This is a genomic window from Paenibacillus sp. 4624 (assembly GCF_050435065.1).
Lineage (GTDB): Bacteria > Bacillota > Bacilli > Paenibacillales > Paenibacillaceae > Paenibacillus > Paenibacillus amylolyticus_D.
The window spans coordinates 601,270-618,169 of record NZ_JBNDJR010000001.1; the positions used below are offsets into that span (position 1 = coordinate 601,270).

Sequence of the window (16,900 nt, forward strand, 5' to 3'; positions counted from 1 at the left end):
TTCGGATTGATTCAAATGGTACAGTAACATGACCAGAACAGGGGGATCAGATGATTATAGATGTAGTAGGAGCAGGCTCGCTAGGACTTTTATATGGAGGGAAGTTGCAAGCATCAGGTGAAAGTGTACGTTTTTGGACTAGAACATCAGTACAGGCCGATGAGCTTAAGCGAGAAGGGATTACGATTACTGAGAAGGAGAAAGAAATTCACATTAGGCCCAACGAGATTCGGGCTTACCCGGCATCGCAACTGGAGAATCATTGGAACAAGGAGCCTGGAGACTGGATACTACTCACTGTGAAGCAAACTCATATTGATCATTTTATTGAACAGACAGCAACGTTAACGTTAGAGACACGGCAGCCATTAAAGATTGCTTGTTATCAAAATGGTCTTGGTCATCTGGAGAAGCTACAGGCTGCTTTGCCAAATGCATTGCTGTGTAGTGCGATTACAACTGAAGGGGCTAAACGTACCAAAGGTGAGGTGAACCGGGCCGGCGATGGAAAAACACTTCTGGGCCTGAGCAAGAGTTTGACGAAAACAAACGTGGGAATAATAGATGAACAACAAATATTTACTTTAGCCAGGGTTGTGCAACAGGCAGGATTTGACTGTACAGTGTCGAATGAAATCGATAAGCTGATATACAGAAAACTGCTCATTAATGCGGTGATCAACCCGCTTACGGCAATATGGAGAATCCCCAATGGTGAATTGCTTCACATGAAGGAACGAGTTAGCATTATGCGCCAGTTGTATGATGAGGCAATGACCGTGTATGGAGCTATGAACGTGCAATTGGAAGGAGATTTGTGGGATCAGATTCAGGGGGTATGCCGCGACACTGCTTCGAATACGTCCTCCATGCTGGCAGATGTACTACATAAACGCATAACAGAGGTTGAATCAATTAACGGATCAATCATAAGAATGGCAAAGGAGTTCAATCTGAAGGTACCTACACATGAAATGCTTTTTCATTTGATCCAAGGTATGCAATCAGAAGGGGTGAGTTAATGGGATTTTTCATCGTATTGAGTATATTGCCCTTTTTTCCTTTTTTACTCATGTATTGGGGCATGATGGTATGGAAGAAAGATAAGTCGACTGCACTGCGAGCAGCTATGGATGTCACTACATTTTTCCTTATTTTCTCCGTGTCTGCGTTATTCAACTTAACATTTGATTCGAATTTTGGTTTTTATCTGACATTAATACTCATACTAATAGCGCTTGGTTTTATCGGGGGTGCGCAAAATCGACTAAAAGGAAAGGTTGATGGGGGAAGAATGTTCCGGGCCGTATGGCGCATGTCGTTTGTAATGATGAGTTTTGGTTATATTTTGTTTACTTTATTTGGATTATTTAGATACATTATGAATCAAATGTGAGGTTACATAACGCGAAATCTCGAAAAGATGTGTCGATTTTGTCGAAAACTGAAAAAAACATTACTTTCTGAAAAAGTAATGTAGATTTTTTTGACCGGTGGTTGTATAATCTATAAACATAAACCACATCAATTTAGGGGGAAAAGTTAGATGAAAAGGAAAAGTCTATTAGTCCTTTTGACGCTGATCTTGGCGTTCGGTACCGTACTTGCAGCGTGCGGATCGAAAAATGAAGGCACAGGTACCACAACAGATAACAATTCTGCAAGCGGAGAAAAAGGTCTTGCCAAAGATCAAGTTTTGAAAATTAACTTAACGGCTGAACCTCCTACGTTTGACCCGGCTCAAGCAAAAGACAGCCAAACGAACACGGTTTTGAAATTTTTGTACGAAGGTCTGGTACGCATTGACGAAAACGGCAAAGAAGCCGCTGGTGTTGCTAAAGACTGGACAGTTTCTGAAGATGGTTTGAAATATGTGTTCAACCTGAACCCAGATGCAAAATGGAGCAATGGAGATCCTATTACTGCTGAAGATTTCGTTCGTTCTTGGGAACGTGCTTTGAAACCGGAAACAGCTTCTCCTTATGCATACCAATTGTACTACATCAAGGGTGCTGAAGGTTTCAACATGAGCAAAGATAAAGACTACAAAGGTACTAAAATCACTGATTTCTCCCAAGTGGGTGTGAAAGCTAATGATGAGCACACACTTGAAGTTACATTGGAAAACCCAACGCCTTACTTCTTGGGTCTGACAGCATTCTACACGTACTATCCAGTACACAAATCTGCTGATACGAATGACAAATTCTTCACAGACTATAAAAACATGATCGTTAACGGTCCGTTTGTAATGGATCAATATTCTAAAGGTCAAAAAATTGTAGTGAAGAAAAACGAAGGCTACCATGCAGCTTCTGATATCAAATTGACTCAAATCGATATGTCTCTGACAAGCAGTAGTGCTTCCGAACTGCAAGCTTACAAATCAGGACAACTGGACTATACTGGTGCACCTAACGGTGAGGTTCCTACGGACCAAATTCCTTCTTTGAAGGCTGAATTGCCAAACGAGTTCAAAGCTACGGGTATCGCAAGTACGTACTACTATCAGTTCAACGTAAATGAAGCACCATTCAACAATGTTAAAATCCGTAAAGCATTTGCAATGGCTATTCAACGTCAACTGATTGTTGATAAAGTAACACAAGGTGGACAAATTCCAGCATTCGGATTCGTTCCTCCAGGTATCCGTGGTGAAAACGGCGAATTCCGCGACGAGCACAAAGACGACTACTTCACTGAAAATGTGGATGAAGCTAAAGCGTTGCTTGCTGAAGGTATGAAAGAAGAAGGCTATACTACATTGCCAACAGTCACTTTGATCTACAACACAAGTGACAATCACGCTAAAATTGCTTTGGCTATTGCTGATATGTGGAAAAAGAACCTTGGTGTTGATGTGAAAACTGAAAACCAAGAGTGGGGCGTATTCCTTGAGAACCGCCAAAATCAAAACTTCCAAATCGCTCGTGCGGGCTGGTCTGCTGACTATAATGATCCGTACAACTTCTTGGAAATGTGGACTACTGGCAACACAAACAACGACTCTAAATTCAGCAACGAGCAGTATGATAAAGATGTAAAAGACACTGTGAAAACAGCTGATGCAGCAGCACGTATGACTGCTTTTGCTGATGCTGAGAAAATTTTGGTTCAAGATGAAATGGCTGTAATGCCTATCTACTACTACACTAACGTATCTTTGACTAAGCCTTACCTGAAAGGTGTACAACTTGATTTCAGTGGAGCGATTGACTTCACTCGTGCATATCTGGAAGAGAAGTAAGTTGTTCTGAAGTCTAATATGATTGCTTCGGGATATATATGTGGAATTCCATATATATCCCGATTTTTTTGTATGTGCACTGATTTTCCTTATAATTCTTGAAATTTCCGATAAATGGATTGGACTTTATTGTGGTCTGATTCTACAATCGATTTGTATACAAAATATTGTTTGTGGAGGTGTGCAAGGGTTGGTTAAGTACGTTTTGAAAAAACTGCTATTTATGCTGCTATCGCTTTTCATACTCGCATCGATGACTTTCTTCCTGATGAAGGCCATTCCTGGTGACCCTTTTACATCGGAGAAAAAAGTCTCACCTGAAATTCGGGTTCTCCTCGAAGAAAAGTACGGTCTGAACAAACCGATGTATGAACAATACCTGAAGTACATGGGTGGGATTGTTAAAGGAGACTTCGGAGTTTCAATGAAGTATCTAAACCGGGATGTCTCTGACATGATTGGTGAAACATTTACAGCTTCGTTGAAGCTAGGTATCTTTGCAATCATCATCTCTATCATTGTAGGGGTATTGCTTGGTCTGCTTGCAGCAGTATATCACCGTAAACTGATTGATGATGTAACTATGGTGCTTGCTGTCATAGGGATCGCTGTACCGAGTTTCTTGCTCGCATCCTTATTACAGTATGTGTTTGCGTTTAAACTAGGCTGGTTTAACGTTATGGGCTTTGATGGGCCGCTTGACTATGTTCTGCCTGTTGCTGCTCTGTCCGCATCACCGATTGCTTTTATCGCACGTCTAACGCGTTCAAGCATGCTGGAAGTTTTACATGCAGACTATATCAAAACGGCGAAAGCCAAAGGTTTGAAATGGCCTGCCATCATGTTTAAGCACGTTGTACGGAACGGTATTTTGCCTGTTGTTACGTATGTAGGACCAATGACCGCTAACATTATTACAGGTTCTGTTGTCATTGAGCAGATCTTTAACATTGGTGGAATTGGCAAAGTATTTGTCGAAAGTATTACGAACCGGGATTACACTATGATCATGGGAATTACTATTTTCTATGGTATTCTCCTAATGTTAGCGCGTTTCCTTACAGATATCGCTTACGTATTGGTTGATCCTAGAATTAAGCTGGAAAGCCGGAAGGGGGCATAACGTTGTCTGGCATGAATAATAACAATAATGGAACGGCGAACACTGACCTGAACAGTCAGGCAGCGGTAAAGCCGCAAGAGAGTATTTCCCTTTTTAGAGACGCAATGTACAGACTGGCAACCAATAAAGCGGCAATGATTAGCCTGGGTGTGCTGGTGCTTGTTGTACTGTTTGCTATAATTGGACCAACTTCTTTGTTTACGAAGTACAATTATTATTCCAATGATTTGCTTAATTCGAACGCTGCTCCAAGTGCGGATCACTGGTTTGGTACAGATGATCTGGGCCGCGATGTATGGGTAAGAACATGGGTAGGCGCGCGTGTCTCCTTGACAGTAGGTCTGGCTGCGGCGTTGATTGACCTTGTGATCGGGGTCATCTATGGTGCGATCATGGGTTTCTACGGTGGACGAGTTGATGGGATTATGAATAAGTTCTCCGAGATTTTGTACTCATTGCCTTACATGCTGGTTGTTATCCTGTTGCTGGTTGTTTTGGAGCCAAGTCTTACAACGATTATTATTGCGCTCACTATTACAGGCTGGATTAGTATGTCCTGGATTGTACGTGGTGAGATTATGCAACTGAAAAATAGAGACTTTATCCTTGCTGCAAGATCGATGGGGGCAAGTACTGGACGTCAATTGTTCCGCCACTTGTTGCCAAATGCAGTTGGGCCGATTATCGTTACATTGACATTGTCCATTCCAAATGCGATTTTTGCTGAGGCATTCCTGAGTTTCCTCGGTCTGGGTGTATCTGCACCAAGATCTTCCCTTGGATCCATGATTAACGATGCACTTACGGGCTGGACGCTGTATCCATGGCGGATGTGGTTCCCGGCTGGTTTGATGGTTGTTACAATGCTTGCATTTAATTTGCTCGGTGATGGGCTGCGCGACGCACTTGATCCGAAATTACGTAAATAGAAAGAGGAGGTGGGATTATGGAGCCGATTTTAACAGTCAAAGACTTAAGTGTATCGTTTTCGACGCGCTCGGGTGAATTTGATGCCGTTAAAAATGTGAGTTTCGAAATTGGCAGAGGAGAAACGCTAGGGATCGTAGGTGAATCCGGTAGTGGTAAGAGTGTTACCGCCCAGACGATCATGAAATTGATCCCTTCCCCGCCTTCGAAGGTTAAGAGCGGAGAAATTACGTTTCACGGGCAGGATTTGCTAAATAAGACAGATAAACAAATGGAATCTATTCGTGGTAAAGATATCGGTATGATCTTCCAGGATCCAATGACTTCCTTGAATCCTACAATTAAAATTGGTAAACAGATTACGGAAGTATTGCGTAAACACCAAAATATGTCCAAGCAGGCAGCGAACAAAGCTGCTCTTGAGATGCTTGAACTTGTAGGAATCAAAAATGCAGCGATTCGCATGAATCATTATCCGCACCAATTCTCTGGTGGTATGCGTCAGCGTGCGATGATTGCAATTGCACTTGCTTGTCGTCCGTCTTTGCTGATTGCGGATGAGCCGACAACAGCACTCGACGTTACCATTCAGGCTCAAATTCTGGATGTCATGAAAGACATGCAGAAAAAGCTTGGAACATCCATTATGCTGATTACTCATGATCTTGGTGTTGTAGCGGGCATGTGTGACCGTGTAGTTGTTATGAAGGAAGGCGAAGTTGTAGAAACAGGGACAACGGCTGAAATCTTCAGTAACCCACAGCATCCTTACACGATTAAATTGTTGAATGCTCTCCCGCGTCTGGACGAGCCGAAAAAAGAAAAGCCAACTCCGGCAGGTATTGTCAAAGGAAGTAACAAGCCTTTGGTTCAAGTGAAAAACCTGAAACAATACTTTAACCTTGGCAAAGGTAATATCCTTAAAGCTGTAAACGATGTGAGCTTCGACATCTTTGAAGGAGAAACACTTGGTGTTGTAGGTGAGTCAGGTTGCGGGAAATCGACGACTGGACGCACTATTCTGCGCCTTTATGAACCAACGGGCGGAAGTGTTAACTTCAATGGTACAGACATTTACAAATTGTCTCCGCGCAAGATGAAAGAAATGCGTAAAGACATGCAGATGATTTTCCAAGATCCATATGCCTCACTGAATCCGCGTTTTAACGTTATGGATATTATCGGAGAGTCTTTGGATATTCACGGGCTGGCAACAAGTTCTAAAGAGCGCAAGAGACGGGTAGAGGAGCTATTAGACCTCGTAGGTCTTAACCCAAGTCATGCTTTGCGTTATCCGCATGAATTTTCCGGTGGACAAAGACAGCGGATCGGGATTGCGCGTGCACTTGCTGTTGACCCTAAATTTATCATCTGTGATGAGCCGCTTTCTGCACTGGATGTATCCATTCAGGCTCAGGTTGTTAAATTGCTTGAGGAATTGCAGCAACGCCTTGGATTGACGTACCTCTTTATCGCCCATGACTTGTCCATGGTGAAACATATCAGTGACCGTGTTGCTGTTATGTATATGGGTAAAGTGGTAGAATTGGCTGAGAGTGAAGAGCTGTACGCGAATCCAATTCATCCATACACCAAAACATTGCTTTCTGCGATCCCTGTTCCAGATCCGGAAGTAGAAGCGAATAAACGCCGCATTTTGTTGCCGGAAGAACAATCTGGCCCAATTCAAAATGCATCGGGCGGTCCTAAAAATGATCCGTATAATTTGGAAAATGCTCAATTGATTGAGGTTTCCAAAGGGCACTGGGTGTCAGAACCTTACGTATAATAGTTTCGAAAACGAATATGCTATTATATACATCATAACCGCCGATTTAAATCGGCGGTTTTTTTTATATTATTTATGACTTTGCTTTGACGAAGAGCTACTGAATTCGGTACAATCAAGGAAGGCTCTTTAGAAGCAGAATAGGAGGCAGACCTCATGAAAGGGATCACCGAGGCGCTCCGCAGCGGATCAAAGCTTGCAGAGGATTATATCTGTATGACAGATGCTGCGCGAAGCCTTTACGAATATAACATTCGCTGGGAAGATGGCCTCCACGCGCGTGCTGAATGGCTGAAACAATCGGAGCATACACGTGTTGACCGTCGTGAACTGGCGGCGTATTTACGTTTATATAATAAGCGAGTAAATGATCATGACAAGGTTCATGCTTCAATTACCCGCCTTGTTGAAGAGAATGCACTCGTCGTTACTGGGGGACAACAGAGCGGCTTGTTCACTGGACCATTGTTTGTGATATACAAGGCGGCTAGTGTGGTCGCAGCTGCGCGTGAAGCAGAACAGCAATTGAAACGTCCAGTTATTCCTGTGTTCTGGATTGCGGGCGAAGACCATGACTGGGATGAGGTAAATCATACGCATTTACCTGATACGCAAGGACAGATTCACAAAGTCAAACTGCAAGGACATTTTAAAGGCAGAGATTCGGTAAGTCGTGTGGAAGTGAAGTGGGAACAGTGGAGGACGGTACTGCAGCAGGTAGAACAATTGTTGCCTGATACCATTCATAAGCCGGAGTTAATAAAGCTGGTTACAGAAATCCATCAGTCCACTACGAATCTAAGTGATGCGTTTGCGCGAATGATATCAGCTTTGTTTGCAGGCACTGGACTGGTACTCATGGATGCTGCTGATCCTGAATTGCGTAAGTTAGAGAAGCCCATATTCGAGCGTTTAATTCGGAAGAATGATTCGTTGCGTGAAGCCTATTTACAAGGAGCATCGCTTGTAGAACAAGCTGGTTATGCTATGCCAGCAGAAGTAGCTGAAGATGGGGCCAATCTCTTTTATATTCATGAAGGCACCCGCTTGTTATTAACGCTGAAAGATAACCTGTATCAAGATCGAAAAGGGCTGGTGTCTTTTACGGAGGAACGTTTGTTACAAGAATTAGCAGATCATCCTGAGCGTTTCAGTAACAATGTGCTCACCCGACCTTTAATGCAAGATTCATTGCTGCCTGTGGCGGCAGTTATTTTAGGGCATGGAGAAATTGCATATTGGGGACTGACTCGCGAAGCGTTCCGTACTTTTGGGCTACAAATGCCGATATTACTTCCACGCCTTTCCTTCACAATTATGGAGGATGTGCAGTGCAAATATATGAAACAATACGGACTTTCTTTCCAGGATGTACAGAACCAATTGGAAGAAAAGAAAGCACAGTGGCTGGCTCAGCAGGAAACATTCCAGGTTGACGAGCAGTTCACACAGATCCGTGAGCAATTTATGGCGCTTTATCGTCCGCTGCTGGATCAGGTTGCAGAAGTGCATCCAGGATTGAACCGGATCGGTGAAGCGAATTTAGCCAAAATGAACGAACAGATTCAGTATTTGGAACGTCAGACTCGCAAGGCTATTGAAGATAAACATCAAGTGAGTTTGAGGCATTGGAACGGTATTCAAAATGCTCTGTTCCCAATGGGCAAACCCCAGGAACGAGTACATAATGCACTCTTTTACCTGAATCGTTATGGAACCGACTGGATCGAGGAACTGATTCAAGCATCTACTGACTTCCGGGGAGAACACAAGGTTATATCCCTGTAAGTATCTATTTAGATTATATTGATCTTTATAATAGAAGAAACACATTTGAGGAGGAGATAAAGTGACCACATCTGCATTACAAAACAGCATCGTCAAAGATATGGGGCTTGCTGCTGAGGGCCATTTGAAAATTGATTGGGTCGAGGCGCATATGCCAGTGTTAAACCGGATTCGTCGTCAATTTGAGCAGGATTTGCCTTTTAAAGGTCTGAAGGTATCGATTTGCCTTCACCTGGAAGCTAAAACTGCATATCTGGCAAAAGTCATTCAGGCTGGTGGTGCTGAAGTGACGATCACGCACAGCAACCCACTGTCTACTCAAGATGATGTTTGTGCGGCTTTGGTAGAAGACGGTGTGACTGTTTATGCGAAATATAATCCTGAGCCAGCCGAGTTCAAAGCACTGCAACTCCGTGCTCTTGAAGCGAAGCCTGATCTCATTATTGATGATGGTGGGGATTTCGCAACGATCATTGCTTCTGAGCGTCCTGATCTTGCAGCAACGATTCGCGGGGGCGCAGAAGAAACGACAACAGGTATTATCCGTTTGAAAGCATTGGCGAAAGAAGGACAACTGAAATTCCCGATGGTTGCGGTAAATGACGCATATTGCAAGTATCTGTTTGATAACCGTTATGGTACGGGGCAGTCTGCATTTGACGGTATCATTCGGACAACGAATCTGGTGGTCGCAGGTAAAAATGTTGTTGTAGCTGGGTATGGCTGGTGTGGTAAAGGAGTGGCCATGCGTGCAAAAGGTTTGGGTGCCAATGTCATTGTAACTGAAATTGACCCGATCAAAGCTGTGGAAGCACATATGGATGGTTTCCGGGTTATGACGATGCTGGAAGCAGCAAAGTTGGGTGATTTCTTTATTGCGGTAACAGGGAACAAGGATGTTATTACGGGTGAACATTACGATGTTATGAAAGACGGAGCTATTTTGAGCAACGCAGGTCACTTCGACGTTGAGGTTAACAAACCGGAGCTTGCCAAACGTTCCGAATCCATTCGTACTGTTCGCCGCAACATTGAGGAGTACCGTTTCAAAGATGGGCGTAAAATGTATCTTCTCGCCGAGGGTCGCTTGGTAAATCTGGGAGCGGCTGACGGACATCCGGCCGAGATCATGGATACTACGTTTGCACTGCAAGCACTAGGTTTGCGTTATGTGAGTGAAAACTATGAATCTCTTGGTAAAAACGTAGTTAATGTTCCCTATGATATTGATCAGCAAGTGGCGAGTTATAAGCTGGAAAGCCTGAATATTGCCATTGATTCTTTATCCGCTGAGCAAGAAAAATACTTGGATAGTTGGAAATTTTAAAGGTTATCCAATAATTACAAACAGCTAAACTGCTTCAAAAGTAGTAGAATGGTGTATTGAAGATATGGCTCATGTACGGGTGCACATACGATCGCCCGTAACCGGGAAACGTCTTTGGTCCTGAATGACAGGATCGAAGGCGTTTTTTTCGGTGAAATTAAATAAAAAAATAGAAAAGTCAAGAAGGGTTTTGATTTTTTTAACCGAATCTATTATGCTTAGGTGGTGGAAAGTGGGGCAAAGTGGGGGAAAAGGGTGAGGAGTGAGTGCGGCAATGTTTATGGGCGAGTTTCAACATAGCATTGATGATAAAGGCCGGGTCATTATTCCGGCTAAATTCCGCGAATCTCTTGGATCCACTTTCGTTGTCACACGAGGTTTGGACCAGTGTCTTTTCGTGTACCCCATGGAGGAGTGGGGGGTCATGGAACAGAAACTCAAAGCACTGCCGCTGATGAAATCCGACGCACGTGCGTTTACCCGGTTTTTTTTCTCAGGTGCAACTGAATGTGAACTGGATAAACAGGGCAGGGTAAATCTGCCGGGTAACCTGAGAGAGTATGCCAAATTGGACAAGGATTGCGTTGTTCTTGGCGTGTCGACCCGGGTGGAGATTTGGAGCAAAGGCATATGGGAAAGTTATTTCAATCAATCCGAAGAAGCATTCAACGACATTGCCGAAAAGCTGGTCGATTTTAATTTTGACTTATAAAGTAAGGAGGGGTGCAGGTTGTTTCACCACATCACCGTACTCAAAGAAGAGGCAACCGAGGGATTAAACATCAAGCAGGACGGTATATACGTGGACTGCACTTTAGGAGGGGCGGGACACAGTTCCGTGATTGCATCCAAGCTAGGTCCGGGGGGACGTCTGATCGCACTTGATCAGGATGATTGGGCTTTGGACAATGCACGCGAGAAACTCGCTGCTTATGAAAACCAGGTTACATTGGTGAAAACCAATTTTAGAGATTTGGAGCAGGTTCTCAAAGATCTTGATGTTCCTATGAAGGATGGTGTACCACAGGTTGACGGAATTCTGTATGACCTTGGTGTGTCATCACCACAGTTTGATGAAGGAGAACGTGGATTCAGTTACAATCACGATGCACCGCTTGATATGCGAATGGACCAGGATGCACTTTTGACAGCCAAGGAGATTGTGAATGAATGGCCAGAAGCAGAGATTGCGCGAATTCTGTATCGCTATGGTGAAGAGAAGTTTTCCAAACGGATTGCTCGTGTTATTGTGAATCGACGTAGTCAGTCTGAAATCGCAACGACAGGTGAACTTGTGGAATTGATCAAAGAAGGTATTCCTGCAGCAGCCCGCCGTACAGGTGGACATCCTGCGAAGCGAAGTTTTCAGGCGCTGCGTATTGCTGTGAATGATGAACTTGGGGCTTTTGAAGAAGGACTGCATCAGGCTGTTCGTTGTTTAGCGCCAGGGGGGCGCGTATCTGTTATCACCTTCCATTCCCTTGAGGACCGGATATGTAAACAGATCTTCAGCAGCTATCTTGAAAAATGTACATGTCCACCTGACTTTCCGTTATGTGTATGCAATGGTAAAGGAACGTTACGTCTCGTCAACCGAAAACCGCTGATTCCAACAGAAGCGGAACTGACCGAGAACTCTCGTGCACGATCAGCCAAGTTGCGTGTAGCTGAGAAATTGTAGAATAAAAGTGGAGAGGAGCCTTCTAATGGCATATACACGCGGCAATCTAGCGGTCAAAGAAAAAGCCCAGGAACGTGTAACGCAGCAGAGGTACAAGGAAACAACCAAAGTCGTGACACGTCGCACAGGTCTGCCAGCCCGTGAAAAATTTTTATACCTGATCACACTCTTAGCCGTCATTATTGTAGGTGGTGCTCTGATGTCTCGTTACGCTCATATTTATGAACTAAACAAGCAGGCTCAGTCGACCATTGTAAAAATTAAAGAGGCTGAGAAGACCATTGCCGATTTACGGGTGGAGAGAGAAACATTGAATAACCAGGTTGTCGAGAATGCAAAAAGGCTGGGTTACGTAGAAGCTTCCGATAAGGATGTTATTTTTGTACCACGCTCAACAACGAATACATCAACAGGTACTGAATCATCCTCGAAGGCAACCAGTAGCAAGTAAAGAGGTGTTTCGATGGTAAAAAGAATAAAAATGCGCACGTTGTTAATAGGGGGATTCATTACCCTCTTTTTTCTTGTACTCGTAACCCGTATATTTTTCATTCAGGTCGTTAATGGTGACAAATGGCAGGAGCGTGCGGCGGGTCTAATCGAAAGGGAACAGACGATCAAGGCTGCTCGTGGAACGATTACAGATCGAAATGGGAATGTGCTTGCTACGGATTCGCCAGCGTATACCGTTTCGGTTAATCCGCTCCTGATCAATCAGTTGGGGATTGAGGACGAGGTAACGACAAAATTGTCCGCACTGCTCAAGAAAAATGAGAGTGAGATGCGTGCTCTGGTTACAGCGAAAAAAAGTGATGGAGATTTTTTTCAACAACGTGAAGTACGCAGTGAAGGGTACAAAATTAGTCCTGAACTTGCCGGAAAAGTAAACGAGCTGCGCGAAGAGCTTCAGGATGAACATAAGGCAAAAAATGCAATTGTCATGACGCAGGAATCCAAACGTTTTTATCCGGAAGAGTCGCTTGCCTCTCATGTGCTGGGTTATATGAGTCGTGACGGCAAAGCTGTCAATGGGCTCGAAGTCTCGTATGACGACGTGCTGACAGGCACAGATGGTTTTCTCAACTATCAGAAGGACGCTAAAGGAACTAAACTACCCAATTCACAGGATAACTACTTGCCTCCAAAGAATGGTAAAAATCTGAAGCTGACGATTGATGATACCATCCAGCTGTACATTGAGAGTGCAATGAAAGAAACGATTGCGAAATATAACCCGATGAGTATGACCGTCATTGCAGCCGATCCAAACACGATGGAGATTCTGGGGATGGCAAACTGGCCAACGTTTAATCCGAATACGTATGCGAGCACGCCGGATCAGAAAAACTTCATCAACCATGCAACGCAGTCGATCTACGAACCAGGTTCCACATTCAAAATTGTTACGCTTGCAGGAGCCGTGGAGGAAAAATTGTTTGATCCGAATGCTACATTTGAATCCAAGCCAACGCGTATCGGTGGTTATACCATCGGTGATAACGGTCATTCATATGGACGAATCTCTTATCTTGAAGGCGTGAAGCGTTCCAGTAACATTGCCTTTGTCAATCTTGGGTACAGCATGCTTGGGGGAGAGCGGCTGCGTCACTATATCGATCAGTTCGGTTTTGGTAAAAAGACGGGCATTGACCTGCCAAGTGAAGCGGCTTCGCCAATCAAACCTCTTGTATACAAATCAGAGATTGCTACCGCAGCATATGGTCATGGTCTCGTACAAGTAACACCGATCCAGCAGTTATCTGCCATCTCGGCGATTGCAAACGGCGGTAAGTTACTCCAGCCTCATCTCGTGAAGGAGATTATTAACCCGAATGATGGCACAACGGAAGTGATCAAGCCGAAAGTGATTCGACAGGTCATCTCGCAAGAATCGGCCAAGCTTGTTGGCGGTTATCTTGAGCAGGTCGTAGCAGATCAGACAATAGGCACAGGACGTAATGCCTATATCGAGGGATATCGCGTTGCGGGCAAAACAGGAACGGCGAGAAAAGTTATTAACGGTCAATACAGTAAAAACAAAGATGTTGTTTCGTTTATCGGATTTGCACCGGTCAACAATCCGAAGATTGCGATGTTGATTGTGATTGACCAGCCAGACGGTACAAACATTGGCGGAGGAACTGCAGCGGCTCCAGTGTTCAAAAAGGTTGTAAGCCAGACGTTGCAATATATGGGCATACCGAAAGATACAGCCAAATCAACAGACAAAAAATCAAAGGATTTAGCTGTCGTACAGGCTAAGGCTCCAGACTTAAGTGGTAAAACGGCCAAACAGGCCAGAAGCCAGCTTCTCAGCTCCGGAATTGCTTACGTCACGCTTGGTCAGGGTGAGAACGTGATTCGCCAGTATCCACAAGCGGGTGCTTCGATGAATCCAGGCCAACGAGTCTACTTACTGACGGAAGAAAGCAGTAAAATGAAGATTCCAGATCTGACAGGTGAATCTCTTCGTGATGCATTGGAGGTTCTTTCACTGATGAAAGTAGGCGTAACAGTCAAGGGTGAAGGCTATGTCGTGAAACAGAAGGAGCAGGTGTCAGGTGAGCAACGAACGGTGCAGCTAACCTTACAGACAGCAAAGGCAGCGGTAACCGGTATTGCTGATGAAGCACCGGATTCTTCTGATCCGAATGCGAAAAACCAAGACAAAAATACGAAAACAGCTGATGAGGGTAAAACGGAGGGGGCTGACCCGCCAGGAAGCGCCTCGAATCAGAGTCAGTCTGACAAGCAAAAGGGTCAAGACGAAACATCTGGTAAACCAGCTACTGAAGGGGCTTCCCTGCCATAGACTGCATAGACAGCTTGTTCTAACCCCCGGTTGTCCTGAATATTCATGAATGAGACAGTTCATGATTTTGGGACGAGTGGGGGGATCTTTTCGTGAAGGGAACAAGTGTTAATCTGCGACGCAGGTTGCTGTGGAGTTTGTTGATTCTGGTTATGTTATTTTCGGCCTTGGTCATCAGGCTTGCTTATGTACAGTTAGGGAAAGGGCCGGAGTTATCGGCCAAAGCGGAGGAATCTTGGCGTCGTAACATTCCATACACGGCTAAAAGGGGAGAGATTCTGGATCGAAACGGAACTTCTCTAGCCTACAATGTGACAACCCCAACGATCATGGCGATACCGGCTCAAGTTAAGGAAGCGGAGACAACAGCCAGATTGCTGGCACCGCTACTGGGTATGACAGAAGAGAAAGTGCTGGCAACCATCAAGAAACGAGAATTGATTGTACGACTACAACCCGGTGGCCGCAAAATTACGATGGAGAAAGCTCAGCGCATCCGTGATTTGAAGCTTCCGGGTATCGTTGTTGCCGAGGATAACAAACGTTTCTATCCGTATGATGATCTGGCTGCTCATATTCTCGGATTTACAGGGATTGATAATCAGGGACTGACTGGCGTTGAAAAAAGATATGATGACAAGCTGAATGGTTTAAATGGGAGTGTATCCTACTTGTCCGATGCGGCCGGAAGGCTCATGCCGGGCTCATCTGAGAAGTATGTGGAACCGAAGGACGGGCTTAACCTCAAGCTGACCATTGATAAATCCATTCAGTCGATTATGGAACGGGAATTGGATCAGGCCATGGTTAAGTTTCAGGCCAATTCCGCTTTGGCTATTGCAATGAATCCCAAAACAGGAGAAATTTTAGGGATGTCTAGCAGACCAGGCTACGAGCCGGCAGATTATCAGCAATATCCTTCCGAAATTTATAACCGGAACTTGCCCATCTGGATGACGTATGAACCGGGTTCAACTTTCAAAATTATTACACTGGCTGCTGCGCTGCAAGAAAAAAAGGTAAACCTGCAGCATGATCAATTTTTTGATCCCGGATTTGTAGAAGTTGGCGGAGCACGCTTGCGCTGTTGGAAAAAAGGTGGACATGGAAGCCAGACTTTCCTTCAAGTGGTGGAGAACTCCTGCAACCCTGGATTTGTTGCTTTGGGACAAAAGCTTGGTAAAGAATCGTTGTTCTCCTACATTAAAAATTTCGGTTTTGGTTCCAAAACTGGAATTGATCTTAGCGGAGAAGCGAGTGGTATTCTTTTCAAATTAGCAAATGTAGGGCCAGTTGAACTTGCAACGACCGCCTTTGGGCAGGGGGTATCCGTAACCCCCATTCAGCAAGTAGCAGCGGTATCGGCTGCCATCAACGGTGGCAAGCTCTATAAACCTTTCGTTACGAAAGCCTGGGTACATCCAGAAACCGGAGAGGTGCTTGAGGAAGTAAAGCCTGAACTCGTTCGCGAGGTCATCTCGGAGGATACGTCCAAACAAGTACGAGAAGCGCTCGAAAGTGTTGTTGCCAAAGGTACGGGTCGTCCAGCATTTATCGATGGATACCGGGTTGGAGGCAAAACAGGTACAGCCCAGAAGGTTATTAACGGGCGTTACTCGTCGAGTGAGCACATCGTTTCGTTTATCGGGTTTGCTCCGGCTGATGATCCGCAGATCGTAGTATACACCGCTGTAGACAATCCGAAAGGTATTCAGTTTGGCGGTGTCGTTGCAGCCCCCATCGTACAAAATATTTTGGAAGATTCGCTCCATTATATGAATGTGCCTGTACGTAAGGACCAACTCGCTAAAGAGTACAAATATGGTGAAACCAAAATTGTGACGGTTCCTGATCTTACTGGGGCTACGGTGGAAGATTTGTACGAGGATCTCAACATGAACTTTATGCTGGCGAAGTCGGGCAGTGGCAAATACGTAATTAATCAGGCACCTAAACCAGGAGCAAGAGTAGAGCAAGGCTCAACGATACGTATCTATATGGGCAACGTCCTGAAAGAGGATGGGCATGATCATTCGAAGCACGAATAAAGTTCTCGAATGGATCGTTTAGTGACGCTCTTATAAAGGCTTAAACGGAGATTCAGTCTCACACCGCAACAAAATTCAGGGGATCGCGTTTCATTATTTGGTGATCTGGTCGATATTAATACTATAGGAATCTGTGGATACAGAAGTATATTTGGAAA

At 44.6% G+C, this 16,900-nt stretch carries 13 protein-coding genes; all 13 read left to right on the top strand.

Annotated features, from left to right (window positions below):
• Nucleotides 1–50: 50 nt before the first annotated feature.
• The 13 genes from ABIE27_RS02725 to ABIE27_RS02785 all read left to right on the top strand — a co-directional run bounded on the left by ABIE27_RS02725 (nt 51) and on the right by ABIE27_RS02785 (nt 16,742).
• A complete protein-coding gene (locus ABIE27_RS02725) occupies nt 51–1,022 on the top strand; it encodes a ketopantoate reductase family protein (RefSeq protein WP_123062542.1) in 972 nt (323 codons plus the stop codon).
• Nucleotides 1,022–1,396, top strand: a complete 375-nt coding sequence (locus ABIE27_RS02730) for a DUF3397 domain-containing protein (RefSeq protein WP_123062541.1) — start codon at nt 1,022–1,024, stop codon at nt 1,394–1,396. Before ABIE27_RS02725 ends, ABIE27_RS02730 begins: the two co-directional genes overlap by 1 nt.
• Before the next feature lie 150 nt (nt 1,397–1,546).
• Nucleotides 1,547–3,247, top strand: a complete 1,701-nt coding sequence (locus ABIE27_RS02735; protein WP_123062540.1) for a peptide ABC transporter substrate-binding protein — start codon at nt 1,547–1,549, stop codon at nt 3,245–3,247.
• 190 nt (nt 3,248–3,437) lie between these two features.
• Entirely contained in the window at nt 3,438–4,370 is a 933-nt protein-coding gene (locus tag ABIE27_RS02740; protein ID WP_123062539.1) for an ABC transporter permease, read from the top strand.
• 11 nt (nt 4,371–4,381) lie between these two features.
• The gene (locus tag ABIE27_RS02745; protein WP_240036646.1) at nt 4,382–5,299 is read left to right on the top strand and encodes an ABC transporter permease; all 918 of its coding nucleotides are present in this window, start codon (nt 4,382–4,384) and stop codon (nt 5,297–5,299) included.
• Nucleotides 5,300–5,316: 17 nt separating this feature from the next.
• Entirely contained in the window at nt 5,317–7,086 is a 1,770-nt protein-coding gene (locus ABIE27_RS02750) for an ABC transporter ATP-binding protein (protein ID WP_123062537.1), read from the top strand.
• 156 nt (nt 7,087–7,242) lie between these two features.
• A complete protein-coding gene (bshC, locus tag ABIE27_RS02755; protein WP_123062536.1) occupies nt 7,243–8,874 on the top strand; it encodes a bacillithiol biosynthesis cysteine-adding enzyme BshC in 1,632 nt (543 codons plus the stop codon).
• 61 nt (nt 8,875–8,935) lie between these two features.
• Nucleotides 8,936–10,201 (top strand): adenosylhomocysteinase, encoded by a 1,266-nt coding sequence (locus ABIE27_RS02760; protein WP_429349872.1) that lies wholly within the window; start codon nt 8,936–8,938, stop codon nt 10,199–10,201.
• 274 nt (nt 10,202–10,475) lie between these two features.
• On the top strand, nt 10,476–10,913 hold the full coding sequence (mraZ, locus tag ABIE27_RS02765) for a division/cell wall cluster transcriptional repressor MraZ (protein WP_123062534.1): 438 nt from the start codon (nt 10,476–10,478) through the stop codon (nt 10,911–10,913).
• Between the two features lie 18 nt (nt 10,914–10,931).
• The gene (rsmH, locus tag ABIE27_RS02770) at nt 10,932–11,882 is read left to right on the top strand and encodes a 16S rRNA (cytosine(1402)-N(4))-methyltransferase RsmH (RefSeq protein ID WP_123062533.1); all 951 of its coding nucleotides are present in this window, start codon (nt 10,932–10,934) and stop codon (nt 11,880–11,882) included.
• A gap of 25 nt (nt 11,883–11,907) precedes the next feature.
• Nucleotides 11,908–12,333 carry a hypothetical protein gene (locus ABIE27_RS02775; protein ID WP_123062532.1) on the top strand — a complete coding sequence of 142 codons (426 nt, stop codon included), beginning with the start codon at nt 11,908–11,910 and terminating at the stop codon, nt 12,331–12,333.
• 12 nt (nt 12,334–12,345) lie between these two features.
• A complete protein-coding gene (locus ABIE27_RS02780; RefSeq protein WP_123062531.1) occupies nt 12,346–14,694 on the top strand; it encodes a penicillin-binding transpeptidase domain-containing protein in 2,349 nt (782 codons plus the stop codon).
• Nucleotides 14,695–14,846: 152 nt separating this feature from the next.
• A complete protein-coding gene (locus ABIE27_RS02785; RefSeq protein WP_429349984.1) occupies nt 14,847–16,742 on the top strand; it encodes a stage V sporulation protein D in 1,896 nt (631 codons plus the stop codon).
• The last annotated feature ends 158 nt before the right edge of the window (nt 16,743–16,900 follow it).